Origin of the sequence: Embleya sp. NPDC059213, assembly GCF_042754445.1 — a bacterium.
Lineage (GTDB): Bacteria > Actinomycetota > Actinomycetes > Streptomycetales > Streptomycetaceae > Embleya.
The window spans coordinates 1-16,764 of record NZ_JBHZAV010000203.1 but is presented as its reverse complement, the minus strand read 5'-3'; the positions used below and the strand labels follow the sequence as shown (position 1 = coordinate 16,764).

Here is a 16,764-nt window from a genome sequence, read left to right as displayed (position 1 = left end):
GCGCGGGGCGGGGGGGGGGGGTTGTTCGGGGTTGGGGGGCGGGGGGGGGGGGCCCCCGCCCCTGCCCCCGCCCCGGGGGGCGCCCCCCCGCCGCCCGGCCCCCCCCTCCCGCCCCGCGGCCCGCGGGCCCCCCCCCCACTCCCGGTGGCCGCCCCCCCCCCGTCCAACCCCCCTTCTTGCCCCCCCCCCGCGGCCCGTCGGGCGGGCGCCGGGGCGCCGCGCGGGCCCGTCAGGCGGCGGCGCGATCGCGCAGCCGGCGCGGCGGGGGCTTGGGCTTGGGCGGCTTGCCGAACGCCTCGAACGCGCCCACCGCCGAGATCACCAGCGAGATCGCGGTCAGCCCACCGAGGGCGCCGAAGAAGTCGGTCAGCGCCTTCGTGCGCTCGGCGTCGCCGGTGACCAGGATCAACAGGCCCAGCAGCGCTCCGGCGATCGCCATCGCGCCCACCATGCGGGCGAACTCGATCACCTCGTACCGGACCCGATCCATCCCCCGAGCCGGCGGTCGCCACGGCAGCGGCCCGCCGAGGAAGTGGTAGCCCACCCGCTGGTCCACCCACCGGATCGCCCGGTGGCCGAACATCACGGTGATCCCGATGTACAACGCGGCGATCCCGTGCCGCGCGCCGGCGGTGGCGCCGCCGCGCAGGTCCACCACGGCGACCACGAGCAGGATCACCTCCAGCAGCGGCGTGCCGTACAGGAACACGTTGCTCAGCCGGCGACGCCGCAGGGCATAGCGGCTCAGCAGGCCCAGGGCGATCAACACCCAAAAGCCCACCTCGCAGGCCACGATCATGGCGACGACCACGGTGATCACCTCCTCGGAGCGGGGCCGGGCGGCTCGCCCCGGGGGGACGAGAGCACCGGCGAACGGACTCCACCAGCCTCTCGCGCGGACGCGGCCCGGGGATCGTCGGCAGGTGGGATTCCGGCCTACAGACAACGATGTAGCGGGCGTCGGCGCGGTATCGAGGGCCCGTTGACCCGCCCGCCGGATACTGTGCAGGCAAGGCCGAACAGCAGGGAGAGCACATGGCGCAGGAGCAGCCGGACGGTCGGGTCATGGTCGAGTTGGTGGACCCCCAAGGGAACACGATCGGCCTCGCGGAGAAACTGGAGGCTCATCAGCCGCCGGGTCTGCTGCACCGTGCGTTCTCGGTCTTCCTCCTCGACGACGAGGGCCGGGTGTTGATGCAGCGTCGGGCGCTGACGAAGTATCACTCGCCGGGCCGATGGTCCAACACGTGTTGCAGCCACCCGTTTCCGGGCGAGGACCCCAGGGACGCGGTGCTGCGCAGACTGAACGAGGAGCTGGGCGTCAAGCCCACCACGCTCGAATCGGCCGGCCTGGTGACCTACGACGTCACCGACGAGGTCTCGGGCCTGGTCGAGAAGGAGTTCAACCACCTCTTCGTCGGCCTGGCCGGCGACGATCTGGGGCTCGACCCGGAGGAGGTCGACGACGTCGCGTACGTGCCGTTGGCCGAACTGGACGCGTGGCTGGCCGCACACGAGCACACCGCGTGGCTGAGCGCGGTGCTCGACCCGGTCCGGGAGCCGCTCGCGGCGCTCGCCGCGCGCTGAGCACACGACGACGCGAAGGGCGGGTCCGGAACCCCGGACCCGCCCTTCGCGGTGCGCGGGCTCAGACCTGCGGCGGCTTGGTGCCCTGTTCGGGCCAGGTCGGCGCGGGCGCCGGGACCAGCGTGCCGTGATCCGGCTTGGGCGCGGGGCCGCCGAAGACGTACTCCGTGCGCAGTTGCCGGAACGCGCCGGTCGCCGCGCCCTTGTCCACCACGGTCGTGCTCACCTCCGAGTACGCGGGCAGGTGCGTGGCCGGGTCGATCCAGAACACCGCGCGCACCGGCGAACCGCTCTGCTGACCGAAGTTCTCGATCTGGTACGGCCCCTTGGTGAAGTCGGGGATGGTGGCGCGGAACGCCTTGAGCAGCAGATCGGTGTTGACACTGGAGCCGGCGCCGCTCGGCTGCGGCTTGAGGTCCACGGTCAGCCGCAGGTACGACTTGCCCTTCTGCTGCGCCGGTTCCACCGCCGAGGGGGTCAACCAGCCCGGCGTGGCTTCGAGTTGGGCGGCGAACGTCTTGGCCTGCTCGGCGGTCAGGCCGGTCGGCAGGATGCCGTCACCGACGTACTTGCCCTCCCGGGCCATGTCCACCACGCACGGGCGCTTGGTGTCGGTCCACTGCTTGAGCGCGTTGTTGTAGCTCCACTCCTTGCCCGCCTCGCACGACGAGCGCTTGATCGGCGCGTTCGCGGCGACCTGGTACGCGCGGTCGGTGAACGCGGTCTTGCCGGCGGCGTCGTACCAGGACCACAGGTCCTCGCGGACCGTCTGCTCCTTGCCGGTGTCACCGGTCGCGGTCCGCACCCCGTGGTACTCGACCACCTGCTGGGTGGTGGTCGCGGCCAGCAGCGCGGCCCAGACCGACTTCGGATCCTGGTCGCCCTTGCCGGCGGGTGCCGCGCCGCCGGTCGGCGCCCCCGTGCCGCCCGCCTTCTTGTCCTGCCCGCCCTTGTCGTTCTTGTCGCCGGAGTCGGACGAGCACCCCGTCAGGACGACGGCGGCGGTCAGGCCCGCCGCCGTCCAGGTGCTCCACCGTCGTCCCATGCCCCCGTGTCGCATGCACAGCTCCTCGAATCGTCGAACGCTCCGTCAGCAGGCATACCGTACGCGTGAGCGAGCCGGGCGGGCCGGCCGGCGCCCGCCCGGCGGCCGGTCCGTCAGGCGAGCGAGAGCGCGGCCAGCGCCGCGTTGACGATCGATCCGGGCAACAGGTCGTGCAGCTCGTACAGATCCTCGATCCGGCCGGTCTGGCCGAACTGGTCCACGCCCAGCGGCACACTCGGCACGCCGAGCGCCGAGCCGAGCCAGGCGAGCGTGTGCGAGGACGAGTCGTGCACGGTGACCACCGGCGCCCGATGCGGGAACGCGGTGCGCAGCGCGCCCGGCGCGGAAGGCGTGGTCGCGGTGCGCACCCCTTGGCGCAGGGTGCGCTGCCAGGCAGCGTAGAGCCGGTCGGCCGAGGTGATGTCCACGACGTGCGCCGCGATGCCCTCGTCGCGCAGCTCGTGCGCGGCGGTCAGCACCTCGGGCAGCACCGCGCCGGAGGCGGCCAGGTAGACCGTGGGCGCGCCGGGCAGATCGGGCGCCTCCAGCAGTCGGTAGGCGCCCGCGAGCACCTGGCGGCGCAACAACGCGTCGCCGAGTCGGGTCCGGGCGGCCTCGAACGGCGCCTGGTCGATCGGCCGGGTGGTCAGCCGGAAGTAGTAGGCGCCGTTGTCCGGTTCGACACCGTGGTCCGGGCCACCGGCGATCCGGCCCACCGCGTCGCACAACAACCAGTCCAGCGCGGTGCCGTAGGCGGGCTCGATCAGCGTGGTGCCGGGCAGTTCGAGCCCGATCGACGCGGTGATCGTGGACTGGTGCGCGCCGCCCTCGGGAGCGAGCGTCACGCCGGAGGGGGTGCCGGCCACGATGAATCGCGAGCCGGAGTAGACGGCGTGGATGAACGCGTCCAGGCCGCGGCACACGAACGGGTCGTAGACCGTACCGATCGGGATCAGCGGTTGCCCGGACAAGTCGCCCGCGAGGCCGAGCTGTTCGAGCAGCAGGAACAGGTTCATCTCGGAGATGCCCAGTTCGATGTGCTGCCCGCTCGGGCCCTCGATCCACTTCAGCGCACCCTCGCCGGACCACGCGCGGCGGTCGGTGGGCGCGAACACGCCGGTGCGGTTGATGAAGCCGGCCAGGTTGGTGGAGGTGGCCACGTCGGGCGCGGTGGTCACCAGGTACGGCGCCAGCGCGGGGTCGCGGGAGAGCTCGACCAGGACCCGGCCGAAGGTCTCCTGGGTGGAGACCGGCTTGGTCATCCGCTGACCGGTGGCGGCGGCGACCGCGACGCCGAGCGGGCCCGGCTTGGGGGCGCGGGCCAGGTACTCGCGGCGCTGCCCGGCCAGGATGCCCTCGGGGGTGGCGGCGTCGAAGCGGTCCCACTCGGTGCGCTCGGTCAGTCCGAACCCGGTGCGCAGCGTGGCGACCTGTTCGGTGCTCAGCAGCGCGGAGTGGTTGCGCGGGTTGCCCGCGATCGGCAGGCCCCAGCCCTTGACGGTGTACGCGAAGACCACGCTGGGTCGATCGGTGACCGCGTCGCAGCGCCGGTAGGCGTCGAGCAGGGCGGCGATGTCGTGCCCGCCCAGGTCGGTGACCAGCGCGTGCAGTTCGGCGTCGGGCACGTCCGCGACGGTGGCCGCGACGTCGGCCGGCGCGCCGTCCAGGAAGTGCGCGCGCACGTCCCGGTCGGCGAGGCCGAACAACGCCTGGTACTGCTCGTTGGGCATCGCGTCGATCCACGCCTTGAGCGCCGCACCGCCGGGCCGCTCGAACGCGGCCTGGAGCCGGCGGCCGTACTTGACCTCGACCACATGCCAGCCGGCCGCCTCGAACTGGCCGCGCCACTGGTCGATCCGCACCCCGGGCACCACCCGGTCCAGCGACTGCCGGTTGAAGTCGACCAGCCACATCACATTGCCCAGGCCCTGGGTGGCCGGGTCCGCGATGGCCTCCCAGATGTTGCCCTCGTCCAACTCGGCATCGCCCAACAGGGCGACGAAGCGGGACGCCGGTCGCGGCCCGAAGTGCGCGTCCACGTATCGCCGGGCGGCGGCGCCGAACAGCGGGGCCGCGGCGCCCAGGCCGACCGAGCCGGTGGAGAAGTCCACCCATTCGCGGTCCGGGTCCTTGGTGCGGCTGGGGTACGACTGGAGCCCGCCCTTGGCGCGCAGCGTGGTCAGGTACGCCCGGTCCAGGTTGCCGAGCAGGTACTGGATCGCGTGGAAGACCGGCGACGCGTGCGGCTTGACGCTGATCCGGTCCGGGCCGTCGAGGTGCGCGAACCACAGCGCGGTCATCGCGGACACCAGCGACGCCGAGGACGCCTGGTGGCCGCCGACCTTGATCCCGTCCGGGTTCGGCCGGTCGTGGTTCGCGGAGTCGACGATGCGCGTGGCGAGCCAGAGGATGCGGCGCTGGACCGCCTCCAGGACCGGCAGGTCGATGCCGAGCGCGGCCGCGGCGTGGTCCGTGTCGCTGCGATGCATGGTCACCTCAAGATCGGTTCGGGGTGGCCGAAGCATACGGCGATCGTCTCACCATGCGATACGCGAGGCGGTTCGGGGTCGCTGTCGGTGGCCGTGGATTGACAGAGCGTCCGGGTGCTGTTGGTCTGTCCCGAGCGCCACCGCACCTATCCGATGGATCGTCCCCACGCCTCCGGAGGCATGCCATGGCCCATCCCGCGATACCCGGCGGACCGCCGCCGATCGCGACGCTCACGTCGTACGTCACCAACCACAGATCCGACACGGTCACCGTCCTGGACGTGGTCACCGGCACCGCGCTCGCCACCATCGACGTGCCCGGCGTCCTCGGCGTGGCCGCCGTCCCGGGCGGATCCGTGTACGTCACCTCGCCGGAGCGCGGGGTGATCACCGTGATCGACACCGAGTCGCCGGTCGTGCTGGGCCGGATCGCCGCGCGCTGGCCGTATTCGCCGGTGGCGGCCCCCGACGCGCGCGCCGTCTACTTCGCGTCCTGCCCGCCGGCGGACGACGGCTGCACGCCGTACACGATCGAGGTGCTCAGCACCACGCTGAACACGGTGGTGCGCAGCTACCCGGTGCCCGCCCCGGCCACGGTGCTGGCGCCGGCCCCCGGCGGCGGCCGGCTCTACCTGGGCACCTTCGACCGGGACCTGATCACCGTGCTCGACCTGGCCGACGGCAGCACCACCTCGGGCACGACGAAGGCGCCCCGGGGGCTGGCCTGCGCGCCGGACGGGCTGACCGTCTACGTCGCCGGCGAGGGCGGCGTGGACATCCTGGACGCGGCCACCCTGGGCCGTCTCGGCGCGATCGCGATCGACGGCGGCGCCACCGACGTCGCGGTCTCCCCGGACGGCTCCCGGCTGTACGTGGTGCCCGCCGCCGCCCGCGACCTGCGGATCGCGGACCCGGTCACCCGGGCGGTGATCGGCAGCGTCGACACGCCGAACGCCGGGGCGGTCACGCTCACTTCGGGAGGAACCCGCGCGGTGGTGATGAACGTGGGATCGGGGGACGGCGTCGTCGCGTCGATCGTCGACACGGCCGACGACACGATCCTGTACTCGGTACCGATCGGGCGCAGTCCGTTCCATCAGGCGTTCGTCGGGGCGGCGGGGGCACTGCCGGTGACCCGGACCGGGAGTTGGGCCGCGCCGGTCGATCTCGGCGGCACGATCGTGGGCGGCCCGGGCGTCACGCTCGACCGATACGGGCGGGTCGTGGTCTTCGCGCACGGCGCGGACGCGCACCACGTGTGCACGCGCGCCGAACGCCCGGACGGGGAGTGGACGCCGTGGGTGGACCTGGGGGAGCCGATCGACGGTGCTCCGGTCGCGGCCCGGGCCCTCGACGGGCGGCTCCTGGTGTTCTTCCGTGCCGGAGACGCGCTGCGCCTGTTGTGCCGGGCCGGCGACGACGAGACCTGGCTCGCCGCGCGGACCCTCGCGGACGGCGTGGTCGGCGATCCGGTCGTCGGGTTCGGCGCGTCGGGACGACCGGAGGTCTACTACCGGGGCACCGACGGCGCGCTGTGGCACGTGCGGCCGGACACCGGTGAGGCGGTTGGGGGCCGGCCGGCCGCCGAGCGCCTGGGCGGCGGGCCGGTCGCGGGCGGCATCCCGGCCGGCGCGTCGACGGCCGGGGTGGCCGGGACGGCCGGGATGGCCACGGTTCGCGACGGCGAGGGTCGGCAGGTGCTCGTGCACGTGGACCCGGCCGGTCGGGTGTGGTCGATCCGGCAGCAGGGGCCGGACGGGCCCTGGGCGGAGTTCGAGCCGGTCCTGGACGGTGCGCTGCCGGACCGGCCGCCGACCGTCGCGGTGGGCGCCGACGGGCGGGCACAGGTCGTGGTCGTCGGGGCCGACGGCGCCCTGTGGACCTCGATCGCGGGCAAGGACGGCTGGGGCGAGCCGGAGCCGCTGTTCGGCGCGGTCGGCGGCGCGGTACGCGCGATCGCCGCGGTCGACGGGCGGATCGTGGTCGTCGTCCGCAGCACCGACGGCGTGTTGTGGGTGAAGGGACAAACCGGGCCGGAGACCGACGATCGGAACGAGTACGCGTCGCTCGCACCGGACGCGGCGAGCGACCCGGTGCCGGTGCTGGACGGGAGCGGATGCCTGCGGATCGCCTATCGCGCCGAGGACGAGAGCGTGCGGGTGGTCGGCCAGACCCGGATGTGACGCCGATTCGGGCGCCCGCGACGTGCGGTCGGGGGCGCCCGAGGGGTCGGGCGGGTCCTACGCGAAGCGCTCCTGCAGGGCGGTCAGGCCCGCGCCGTAGGTGCCGTCGGCGAACACCGCCTCGACGGTCTCCACCAGGTCCTCGTCGCTGTCGTAGGTGGCCGACCAGACCACCTCGCTGCCGTCCGGGTGCGGCGTCACCACGAGCGAGCCCACGTAGTCGCGCACCGCCAGCGGCACCTGGATCAGGCGATACGTCATCCGATGCGCGTCCGCGTCGTGGCTGAGCAGCTCCTCGCGCGAGAGCACCTCGCCGTCGATCGCGAACGCCCGTACGGCACCCGGGGTGTTGGCGTCGCCGCCGCCCTCGATCGTGCTCGGCGGCACCACCGGGTGCCAGTCGCCGAGGGCGCCGAAGTCGCCGATGACCGCCCAGACCTTGTCCGGTGTGGCGGCGATCACAGCAGAACGTGAGATCTCGTGCATGAAGGCACTCCCATGGGTTCGAAATTACGCGCGTGGAGATGGGACGATGCAATTCGAATCGGTTTCCACGCCGATTCGATCCGGGTCCGCATCGGGTCGCAATACCACCGGGTGGTTGGTGTCCGCCGAATAAATCACCCGACCGATGTGGCCTGTCTCCTGGACGCGGAAACCACTTGGCGCCTAGAACCGTTGCAGGGCCGGACGGGAACGGCGGCGACGAGGCCAGAAAGGGGCGGCGAGGACGTGTTGTACGGACTTGTGCTGACGGCTTTCGCGGCGGCCATCCTGGTGACCGCCCCCAAAGTCCTGCGCCGGGCCGAACACAGCGGCTTCAGCCCGCGCCACGTGCAACGCGCCTGGCGGGCCGCCGCCGGTGGCGTGCTCGCCTCGTTCGCGCTGGCCGTGCCGGTCTACACGCCCGACCTGTGGCTCGCCCCGATGCGGGCGGCCGGCTTCGACCCGCAGATCGGCATGCCGCACGTGCCGCTGGTCGCGCAGATAGTCGTCGCCGTGCTGGCGCTGGTGGTCGTGGTGGTCGGCTGGCGGCGGGGCGCGGGAGCCACCCGCGACTACCGGCGGGCGCTGCACGTGCAACTGGACCGGCTGGAGAACTGCGCGCCGCTCCTGGACGAGGAGGCCGGCGGCCGACCGCGCCTGGTGATCGTCGAGGACGAGGCACCGCGACTGGTGTTGCTGCCGTCCCGACCGCCGCGTGTGGAGGCCACCACGCGGGCCTTGGACCTGCTCCGCCCGGAGGAACTGAACGCGGTGCTCACCCACATGGCGGGGCACCTGCGCCGGCGCGACGCACAGTGGATGGTCTGCGCCGACACGCTGGCCGACGCCTACCCGACGGTGCGGTTCTTCGGCGAATGGGCCGATCACGCCGCCGAACTGTCGGAGAAGGCGGCGGACGCGGACGTGCACGGCTCGATCGCGCGGGTCAACCTGCGCCGGGCGATCGTCAAGCTGTCCGGCCCCGGGCAGGCGGGCGGGCCGTTCTGCCCGTGCTTCGCCTGGCCGCAGCAGCGCCAGGAGGAGCTGACGGTGCACCAGGTGCAGGCGACCGCCCACCCCGAGGTGGCCGTCGCGGGCGTGCGAGTGGGCGCGCCGGTCGCCTCCGCCGGGCTGCGGTTGCTGACGGCGGCGGCGCTGCTGGTGCCTTCGGTGATCGTGGTGTCGCCGCACTTTCTGTATTTGTGAGGGTCGAGGCCCTGCTCGTCGGGGTGGCTTGGGGTTTGTGCCGTCCGTGAGGCCGGCGGCCTCGCTTGTCCGGGCGGTTTGGCGTTGTGTTGTCCGTGAGGGTCGGCGGCCTCGCCCGTCCGTGCGGCTCGGCGTCCTGTCGTCCGTGGGGCTCGGTGTCCCGCGCGGGTGAGGCTGCGGCGGTGCGGGGTCGGCTCGGGTGGGTGCGTGGGCGTCGGTGGCCTGTCGGGTCGCGACCGTTCCTGATAGGTATTCGGGACGGGCGGGGCGAGGAGGGTGCGACGGTGACACATACGAGCCTCTGGGCGGCCATCGAGGCGCGGGCGGCCGAGTCGCCCGATGGCGAGTTGTTGGTCGACGAGCGCGGCCGACGGCTGACCCACCGCGAATTCCGCGATGCGGCCGAGGCCCTGGCGGCGTTCCTGTACACCCGGGGCCTGAGCGCGGGCGCCGCGGTCACCTGGCAATTGCCCACCCGGCTCGAATCCGTCGTGCTGGTCGGCGCGCTGTCCCGGCTCGGCGTGGTGCAGAACCCGGTGATGCCGGTCCAGCGCGAACGCGAACTCGTCTTCGTCACCCGGCAGACCGGCGCCTCGATGCTGATCGTGCCACCGGTCTGGCGCGGCTACGACTACCCCGAACTGGCCCGTCGGGTGCGCGACCGGGTCCCGGGCCTGGAACTGCTGGTCCTGGACGAACCGCTGCCGACCGGCGACCCGGCCGTGCTGCCGCCTCCGCCGGAGGTGCCCGGTACGCCCGAAGAGGCCCCGGTGCGCTGGTACTTCTACACCTCCGGGACCACCGCCGACCCCAAGGGCGCCCGGCACACCGACGCGACGATCATGGCCGCGGGCGTCGGCATGGCGGACCGGATCGGCGCACGCGAAGGGGACAGGGTCGCCCTGGTCTTCCCGTTCGCGCACATCGGCGGTTGTACGACCTGGCTGACCGCGGCGCTCACGCACGGCGTCACGATGATCCTGACCGAGGCGTTCCACCCCGAGGACACGCCGGAACTGCTGCGCCGCGAGCGGGTCACGCTGGCGGGCGCGGGCACCGTGTTCCACCAGACCTGGCTGGCCGCCCAGCGCCGCCGGCCGGCCGGCGACCCGCTCTTCCCGTACCTGCGGAGCTGCCCGGGCGGCGGCGCGCCCAAGCCGCCCGGGCTGCACCACGACATCAAGCACGAACTGGGCGGCGTCGGCATCCTGGCCGGGTGGGGGATGACCGAGGCGCCGATCCTGACCATGGCGGGCCCGGACGACCCGGACGACGTGCTGGCCCGGGCCGAGGGCCGGCCCACCCGCGGGGTGGAGGTCACCGTGGTCGGCCCGGACGGCGCGGCGCTCCCGATCGGCGCGGAGGGCGAACTGCGGGTGCGCGGGCCGCAGGTGATGCGTGGCTACCTGGACGCGAGGCTGGACGCCGAGGCGTTCGACGAGGTCGGGCGGGTGCGTACGGGCGATCTGGGCCGGCTGGACGAGCAGGGCAATGTGTACATCACCGGGCGGCTCAAGGACGTCATCCTGCGCAAGGGCGAGACGATCAGCGCCAAGGAGGTCGAGGATCTGCTCGACGCCCACCCGACGGTCGCGGAGGTCACCGTGATCGGCCTGCCGGACGCTGAACGCGGCGAACTGGTGTGCGCGGTGATCGTGCCGACGGATCCGGCGATTCCGCCGGATCTGGGTACGGTGCGGGATTTCCTGGACACTCGGGAAGTGATGCGGCAGAAGTTCCCGGAGCGTATCGAGATCGTCGCCGCGCTGCCCCGGAATGCGGCCGGAAAGGTGCTCAAGAAGGAGCTTCGGGAACGCTACGCGTAATCTGCCGACCATGATCGACGGCGAAGTGTGGTTGCGTTCCGAAGGCGCCGAGGCGCGGATTCTGCCGGACGCCGGATGCCGGCTCGGCTCGTTGCGGGTGCGCGGGCTCGAACTGCTGCGGACCGAGGGCGAGCGGCCGGCCGAGTGGGGCAGTTACCCGATGGTGCCGTGGGTCGGCCGGATGGGTGCGGCCCGGTTCGAATTCGACGGCGCCGTCCACGAGTTCCCGGCCGACGCGGCGCCGCACGCGCTGCACGGGCTGGGGTATCGGGGGTCCTGGAAACAACTCGACGGGGACGCGGCGTCGGCGGTCTTCGAGTTCGCGCTGACCGATCCGTGGCCGTTCGCGGGGCGGGTCGAGCAGACCTTCACGCTGACGTCCGACGGGCTGGTCACGGTATTGCGGATCGAGTCCGAGGACGCGACGTTTCCCGCGCAGGCCGGCTGGCACCCGTGGTTCCGGCGGCGGTTGGCGGTGGGCGGCGAGCTGGAGTTGTCCTTCACGCCCGCCTGGCAGGAGGAGCGCGGCGCCGACTACCTGCCCACCGGACGCCGGATATCCCCACTGCCGGGCCCCCGTGACGACTGCTACGGGACGCCCGGCGGGGTGGACGCGACGCTGTCCTGGCCCGGGGCGTTGCGGCTGCGGATGACCTCGGACTGCGACTACACGGTGGTGTACGACCTGCCGCCGGAGCATGTGTGCGTGGAGCCGCAGACCGGCCCGCCGAACGGCCTGGTGGGCCCGACGCAGCGGCTGGTGCGCCCGGGGGAGCCGTTGGTGGCGACGACGGAGTGGGCGTGGGGCGGGGTGGCTTAGGCGCTGGGGTGGGCTTTCCCGTCCACCCGTCCACCCGTCCACCCGTCCACCCGTCCACCCGTCCACTTGTCCGGCCGTCTATTCGTCCAGGTGTTGCTCCGGGTGTGGGTGGTGGGCTGTTGCTCGGGAGCGGGATTTACGGAGCTCTCGGCGGATGACGACGAGCGCGTGGACGGTCATCGCGGTGATCGACAGGGTTGCGGTCAGCGGGGACCACAGGCGGTATTGCCATTCGTCGGAGAGCAGGGCCGGCAGCCTGGAGAGGAGATACAGGGCGAGCCAGGCACGGAGGATGACGTAGCAGGCCCGGAGCCCGGCTCGTCCGTCGTACATCTGCGCTTCCTTTCGCCGCCGGGCGTCGGCATGCGCATCGAGGTTGGCACAGGGCGCGGGCCGTGGGTCGGGCGGGCTCTCGGCGGGTCGATGTGCGCGGATTTCCCGGGTTTTGTTCGGGATCGCGTCAGGGGGGCGTCAACAACGGGGTGGGGATGATCAAGGGCGCGGTAGGGACGGGGTTGCCCGGTATGGGGCGTCGTAGCGTCTGAGGTGGGGCTCGCGGTTGGCTGCGGAGCCGGACTTCGGAGGTTGTCGTGTCGGATGTGTTGATCACCGATGAGGAACCCGCTTCTACGACCACCGCCCGGTGCGTGTTGATCGTGCCGGTGCGGTCGGTGGACGGGGCTCGGGTGGTCCGGCTGTGCCGGGATCCGCTGGGTGCCCGGGTGGTGGTCGCGTTCACGTCGGTGGCGCGGTTGCGTGCGGTGCTGGGCGTCGAGCAGGGGTGGATCCGACTCGGGGCGGGCGCGGTGCGCTCGCTCGTGGACGAGGTCGGCGGCGAGCGTCTGCTGGTCGACCCGGGGCTCTCGGCGGCACCGGTGCGGCACGCGGAGCCGGTGGCGGCGACGGCTGTTTCGGCCGGGGGCGGGGGTGGGGTCGGGGTGGTGCCCGCCGAGGCCGGCCGGCGCCCGGTGGCGGATGTCGGGCCGGCCCACTCGCGTGCGGGGGCGCGGCTCGGCGGGGCGGGTGGCCTTGGGGCGGGTGGCCTTGCGTTGGGCGTCGGACCTTTCTGGGAACCGCAGTTGCTCGGCGCGTTGCGGACCACCGCCGTCGTCACCGCGCTTCTCGTCGTGCTTTCCGTCGTCGGCTGACCTGCCGTCACCCATTGCCCGGGCTGATGCCCTGGCCCGTGCCCGGGTTCATGCTCAGGCTCATGCCCGGGTTCATGTCCAGGTTCATCTCCGGGTTCGTGCCCATGCTTGTGTACAAGGGAGTCGCCATGTCCGTCACGCTTGCGGAGCCGGTTGTGGACGCGGCCGTCTGGCCGCGCTCGACCCGGGCGCACGGCAGCGATCTGGCGGTCGGCGGCCTGCCGCTGGCCGAACTCGCGGAACGGTTCGGGACGCCACTGTACGTACTGGACGAACAACACGTACGGGACACCTGCCGGGCCTACCGCCGCGCGCTGCCGGGCGTCGAGATCGCCTACGCCGCCAAGGCGTTCCTGTGTCGCGGCCTGGTCCGCTGGCTGCGCGAGGAGGGCTTCGGGCTCGATGTGTGCTCGGCCGGCGAGTTGGCGCTGGCCACGTCGGCCGGGATGCCCGGCGAGCGGATCATCCTGCACGGCAACGCCAAATCGGCGGACGAGCTGCGCGCGGCGCTGCGCCTGGGCGTGGGCCGGATCGTGCTGGACAACCCGGCCGAGATCGCCCGGTTGGCCGCGCTGGTGGCGCCGAGGCGGCGGCAGCGGGTGATGGTGCGCGTGGTGCCCGGGATCGAGGCGGGCGCACACCACGCGATCCGTACCGGCGGTGAGGACCAGAAGTTCGGCCTGTCCATCGCCCGGGGCGACGCAACCGACGCGGTGCTGCGCACCGTTGCCCAGCCGCACCTTGAACTGACCGGTCTGCACTGCCACTTGGGCTCACAGATCGGCTCGGTACGGCCCTGGCTGGCAGCGATCGGCACGCTGGTACGGTTCCTGGCCGAACTGCGCGACCGGCACGCGATCGTACTGCCCGAGCTGAACCTGGGCGGCGGCCACGGGATCGCCTACCGGACCGGCGAACACGCCTTGGACATCGAGTCGTTCGCGATCGACGTGCGCCGGCAACTGGCCCGCCAATGTGCGCTGTACGAGCTGCCCGTGCCGCGCCTGATCGTCGAGCCGGGCCGGGCCGTCACCGGTCCCGCCGGCGTGGCGCTGTACCGGGTGCTCGTGGTCAAGCGCACCACGCACCGGGTCTTCGTGGCGGTGGACGGCGGCATGGCGGACAACCCGAGGCCGGCCCTGTACGGCGCACGCACGACGGTACGCCTGGTCGGCCGCCCGGGCGCGGCCCAGACCCGACGGGTCACCGTCGTCGGCCGCTACTGCGAGTCCGGCGACGTCCTGGCCCCCGACGTCGACCTCCCCGACGACATCCACCCCGGCGACCTCCTCGCAATCCCCGCCGCCGGCGCCTACCAACAGTCGATGGCCTCCACCTACAACCTGGTCGGCCGCCCCCCGGTGATAGCCGTCCACAACGGCAACACCCACACCCTCCTACGCCGCGAAACCATCGAGGACCTACTCCGGAGAGACGGGGACACCGACACGGACACCTCGGCCACCTGAGCACCGCGATGCCCCGGCGGACGGGCGGGTCGACGGGGAGCGCGGTCGGCGCGGGCAGGGCGCCGCTCGGGCGCGGGCCGGCGGCGACGTCCGGCAGGCCGGGTCGGGGCCAGGGGCGCGCGTGTGGTGGTGAGGCGGCGAGGGTGAGGCGGCGGCGAGTCGGGCCGGCTTGGTGGCGCAGCGCCGGCCTGCGGTGACACCGGTCCACTTCCGTCGGGTGGCAGGCGCGCTGTCCGTTGCCCGCTGTGGCCCGGTCCCGGGGTTACCGGCGGTCAGGGTCCCTGGATTCCCCGGCGAGAGTGGGGTGTTGCTCGGCTGGAAAGGCGCCGGCAACGGCGGAGCGCGTTGGTGCTTTCGTCGGGTCCGCCGGGAGCGCTCCCGAGTGGGTCGGGCGTTTGCGGCCGGCGGTCGCGTCTTGGTCGACAGCGGAGGCGGATGGCCTTGTGCCGAACGGTCGACATGGACTGGCGGAGGCGGACCCGGTCCCACCGTCACCGGCGGTCAGGACCCCCGGAGTCCCCGGCGAGATGCGGGTGTTGCCTGCCACCAACGAGTGGCTGTGACCAGCACAGTCGGTCCGTACCTAGTTGGAGGGTGGTGACTCGTCGGCGAGTTGGTTGCTGCGGTCGATCTCCGGCATGTGTGTCTCGGCCCAGACCCGCAGGGCGGAGAGCGGTCTTTCGAGGGACAGGCCGAGCTCGGTGAGCCGGTAGTGAACGGCCGGCGGCACGGTGGGTTCCACTCGGCGCGCGACCAGACCGTCGCGGACCAGGCTCTGCAGGGTGACGGACAGCATCTTCTGGGAGATGCCCGCAATACGGCGCCGCAGTTCCGCGAAACGGAGTTCGTCCGGAGCCTCCTCGGCCAGCACCTTGACCGCCATCGACGTCCATTTGGTGCCGATACGGTCGAGCAACTGGCGGGTCGGGCAGCGCGGGTCCAGCAGATCACCCCGCTCGCCGGGTCGCCGACCGGGTTCGTCGGGCCTCGATGTGGTCACTCGGAGCTCACCACCTGAAGGGAAAGTGCCGTCTTGGACGGACCAGGATAGTTCCCTAACGTGACCTGGTCACCATTCCTTACCACCCACCTGGAGCCTCTCCATGCCCGAGCTGCGGCGCGTCCCCGTCAACGGTGTCGAACTGAACGTCGCTCTCGTCGGATCGGGCCCGGCCGTACTGCTGCTGCACGGTTTCCCGCACACCTGGGAACTGTGGACGGACGTCATGGCCGACCTGTCCGACCGCTACCGCGTCATCGCGCCGGACCTGCGCGGGTTCGGCGCGAGCAGCCGGGCCGCCTCCGGGTACGACGCGGGCACCCTGGCCGAGGACGCCGCAGCGCTGCTGACCACGCTCGGCGAGTCCTCGGCCGCGGTGGTGGGCATCGACGCGGGTGCCGCGCCGGCCTTCCTCCTCGCCCTGCGTCGCCCCGGTCTCGTCCGGCGCCTGGTCGTCATGGAGTCCCTTCTGGGCAGGCTGCCCGGCGCCGAGGAATTCCTCGCCGACGGGCCGCCGTGGTGGTTCGGCTTCCATTCCGCCGCGCCCGGCCTTGCCGAGACCGTGTTGGAGGGCCACGAGGCCGCCTACGTCGACTGGTTTCTGCGCGCCGGCACACTCGGCGACGGGGTACGCCCCGCCCTCCGGGATGCCTTCGTCCGCGCATACACCGGCCGCCAGGCGTTGAGCCGCGCGTTCTCGTACTACCGAGCGCTGCCCGAGAGCGCGGTCCAGATCGAGCAGGCGGTAGCCACCGCCCGCCTGACGGTGCCGACGATGGCGTTGGGCGCCCGGCCCGTCGGCGCTGCGCTGGAACGCCAGCTCCGCCCGATCACCGACAACCTCACCGGACACGTCATCGAAGACTGCGGCCACATCATCCCGCTGCACCGCCCACGCGCCTTGCTCACGCTGCTGCATCCATTCCTGGCCGGCAAGACCGCGAAAGTACCGTGACCGGGCACCGGGGCTGACGTTCGATCCACGCCTCAGGCCGGGGTTGCGCACGGCGGGTGGCTTTGTGCTGAACGGTCGGCGTGGCTCGGCGGAGGTGGGCCCGGTCCCGGGGTCGCCGGCGGTCAGGAGCCCTGGGTCTCCCGGCGAGAGGTGGGTGTTGCTCGGCTGGAAAGGCGCCGGCAACGGCGGAGCGGGAGGGTGCTTTCGCCGGGTCCGCCGGGGAGCCTTCCCGAGTGGGCCGGGCGTTCGCGGCCTGCGGTCGCGTCTTGGTCGGGCTGGGTGCGGATGGCTCAGTGCTAAACGGTCGGCGTGGGCTGGTGGAGGTGGGCCCGGTCCCGGGGGCGCCGGCGGCCGGGAGCCTTGGACTCCCCGGCGAGACACGGGCGTTGCTCACTGGGAAAGGCGCTGGCAACGGCGGAGCCGGAGGGCGGTCCGGTCGGGTCCGCCGGGGAGCCTTTCCGAGTGGGTCGGGTGTTCGCGGCCGGCGGTCGCGTCTTGGTCGGCAGCGGATGGCTTTGTGCTAAACGGTCGGCGTGGATCGGTGGAGGTG

Annotated in this window: 15 protein-coding genes; 8 read left to right on the top strand and 7 right to left on the bottom strand. The window is 72.8% G+C overall.

The features are described from left to right. Nucleotides 1–229: 229 nt before the first annotated feature. Nucleotides 230–811, bottom strand: coding sequence for a hypothetical protein (locus ACFXMF_RS40695; protein WP_379991088.1), 582 nt, complete (start codon nt 809–811; stop codon nt 230–232). A 224-nt stretch (nt 812–1,035) separates the two neighbouring features. On the opposite strand from ACFXMF_RS40695, the gene idi reads away from it, so the two are divergent. Continuing rightward, nucleotides 1,036–1,587: an isopentenyl-diphosphate Delta-isomerase gene (gene idi / locus ACFXMF_RS40690; RefSeq protein ID WP_360309397.1), complete on the top strand. Its 552-nt coding sequence runs from the start codon at nt 1,036–1,038 to the stop codon at nt 1,585–1,587. A gap of 61 nt (nt 1,588–1,648) precedes the next feature. Here the strand turns inward: idi and ACFXMF_RS40685 are convergent, their stop codons facing one another. Continuing rightward, entirely contained in the window at nt 1,649–2,647 is a 999-nt protein-coding gene (locus ACFXMF_RS40685) for a hypothetical protein (protein ID WP_360309399.1), read from the bottom strand. Between the two features lie 98 nt (nt 2,648–2,745). Then, nucleotides 2,746–5,121: a pyruvate dehydrogenase gene (locus ACFXMF_RS40680; RefSeq protein WP_379991087.1), complete on the bottom strand. Its 2,376-nt coding sequence runs from the start codon at nt 5,119–5,121 to the stop codon at nt 2,746–2,748. Nucleotides 5,122–5,306: 185 nt separating this feature from the next. Here ACFXMF_RS40680 and ACFXMF_RS40675 point away from each other — a divergent pair, with 185 nt between their 5' ends. Beyond that, nucleotides 5,307–7,304, top strand: a complete 1,998-nt coding sequence (locus ACFXMF_RS40675) for a hypothetical protein (RefSeq protein ID WP_379991086.1) — start codon at nt 5,307–5,309, stop codon at nt 7,302–7,304. Between the two features lie 57 nt (nt 7,305–7,361). Here the strand turns inward: ACFXMF_RS40675 and ACFXMF_RS40670 are convergent, their stop codons facing one another. After that, nucleotides 7,362–7,790, bottom strand: coding sequence for an SRPBCC family protein (locus ACFXMF_RS40670; RefSeq protein ID WP_360309405.1), 429 nt, complete (start codon nt 7,788–7,790; stop codon nt 7,362–7,364). A gap of 246 nt (nt 7,791–8,036) precedes the next feature. Between ACFXMF_RS40670 and ACFXMF_RS40665 the strand changes: the two genes are divergently transcribed. The 3 genes from ACFXMF_RS40665 (at nt 8,037) to ACFXMF_RS40655 (ending at nt 11,642) form a co-directional block, all read left to right on the top strand. Beyond that, on the top strand, nt 8,037–8,996 hold the full coding sequence (locus ACFXMF_RS40665; RefSeq protein ID WP_360309407.1) for a hypothetical protein: 960 nt from the start codon (nt 8,037–8,039) through the stop codon (nt 8,994–8,996). 284 nt (nt 8,997–9,280) lie between these two features. Beyond that, on the top strand, nt 9,281–10,822 hold the full coding sequence (locus ACFXMF_RS40660) for an AMP-binding protein (protein ID WP_360309409.1): 1,542 nt from the start codon (nt 9,281–9,283) through the stop codon (nt 10,820–10,822). A 10-nt stretch (nt 10,823–10,832) separates the two neighbouring features. After that, complete coding sequence (locus ACFXMF_RS40655; protein WP_379991085.1) at nt 10,833–11,642, top strand: aldose 1-epimerase; 810 nt, start codon at nt 10,833–10,835, stop codon at nt 11,640–11,642. 78 nt (nt 11,643–11,720) lie between these two features. Here the strand turns inward: ACFXMF_RS40655 and ACFXMF_RS40650 are convergent, their stop codons facing one another. After that, nucleotides 11,721–11,975 carry a hypothetical protein gene (locus ACFXMF_RS40650; protein WP_360309413.1) on the bottom strand — a complete coding sequence of 85 codons (255 nt, stop codon included), beginning with the start codon at nt 11,973–11,975 and terminating at the stop codon, nt 11,721–11,723. Nucleotides 11,976–12,232: 257 nt separating this feature from the next. Here ACFXMF_RS40650 and ACFXMF_RS40645 point away from each other — a divergent pair, with 257 nt between their 5' ends. Further along, on the top strand, nt 12,233–12,790 hold the full coding sequence (locus ACFXMF_RS40645; RefSeq protein ID WP_380021078.1) for an SAV_915 family protein: 558 nt from the start codon (nt 12,233–12,235) through the stop codon (nt 12,788–12,790). Nucleotides 12,791–12,797: 7 nt separating this feature from the next. Here ACFXMF_RS40645 and ACFXMF_RS40640 read toward each other — a convergent pair whose 3' ends face one another. Further along, on the bottom strand, nt 12,798–12,920 hold the full coding sequence (locus ACFXMF_RS40640) for a hypothetical protein (protein WP_379991083.1): 123 nt from the start codon (nt 12,918–12,920) through the stop codon (nt 12,798–12,800). Here ACFXMF_RS40640 and lysA point away from each other — a divergent pair. Continuing rightward, nucleotides 12,919–14,259: a diaminopimelate decarboxylase gene (lysA, locus tag ACFXMF_RS40635; RefSeq protein WP_379991082.1), complete on the top strand. Its 1,341-nt coding sequence runs from the start codon at nt 12,919–12,921 to the stop codon at nt 14,257–14,259. The two genes, ACFXMF_RS40640 and lysA, sit on opposite strands and share 2 nt — an antisense overlap. A 583-nt stretch (nt 14,260–14,842) precedes the next feature. Here the strand turns inward: lysA and ACFXMF_RS40630 are convergent. Then, nucleotides 14,843–15,259 (bottom strand): helix-turn-helix domain-containing protein, encoded by a 417-nt coding sequence (locus ACFXMF_RS40630; protein WP_360309420.1) that lies wholly within the window; start codon nt 15,257–15,259, stop codon nt 14,843–14,845. 103 nt (nt 15,260–15,362) lie between these two features. Here ACFXMF_RS40630 and ACFXMF_RS40625 point away from each other — a divergent pair, with 103 nt between their 5' ends. Continuing rightward, on the top strand, nt 15,363–16,214 hold the full coding sequence (locus ACFXMF_RS40625) for an alpha/beta fold hydrolase (protein ID WP_379991081.1): 852 nt from the start codon (nt 15,363–15,365) through the stop codon (nt 16,212–16,214). The last annotated feature ends 550 nt before the right edge of the window (nt 16,215–16,764 follow it).

Coding starts and splice junctions, on each gene's coding strand:
- idi (WP_360309397.1), top strand. CDS start 1,036: ATGGCGCAGGAGCAGCCGGACGGTCGGGTCATGGTCGAGTTGGTGGAC.
- ACFXMF_RS40685 (WP_360309399.1), bottom strand. CDS start 2,647: ATGCGACACGGGGGCATGGGACGACGGTGGAGCACCTGGACGGCGGCG.
- ACFXMF_RS40680 (WP_379991087.1), bottom strand. CDS start 5,121: ATGCATCGCAGCGACACGGACCACGCCGCGGCCGCGCTCGGCATCGAC.
- ACFXMF_RS40675 (WP_379991086.1), top strand. CDS start 5,307: ATGGCCCATCCCGCGATACCCGGCGGACCGCCGCCGATCGCGACGCTC.
- ACFXMF_RS40670 (WP_360309405.1), bottom strand. CDS start 7,790: ATGCACGAGATCTCACGTTCTGCTGTGATCGCCGCCACACCGGACAAG.
- ACFXMF_RS40655 (WP_379991085.1), top strand. CDS start 10,833: ATGATCGACGGCGAAGTGTGGTTGCGTTCCGAAGGCGCCGAGGCGCGG.
- ACFXMF_RS40650 (WP_360309413.1), bottom strand. CDS start 11,975: ATGTACGACGGACGAGCCGGGCTCCGGGCCTGCTACGTCATCCTCCGT.
- lysA (WP_379991082.1), top strand. CDS start 12,919: ATGTCCGTCACGCTTGCGGAGCCGGTTGTGGACGCGGCCGTCTGGCCG.
- ACFXMF_RS40640 (WP_379991083.1), bottom strand. CDS start 12,920: ATGGCGACTCCCTTGTACACAAGCATGGGCACGAACCCGGAGATGAAC.
- ACFXMF_RS40625 (WP_379991081.1), top strand. CDS start 15,363: ATGCCCGAGCTGCGGCGCGTCCCCGTCAACGGTGTCGAACTGAACGTC.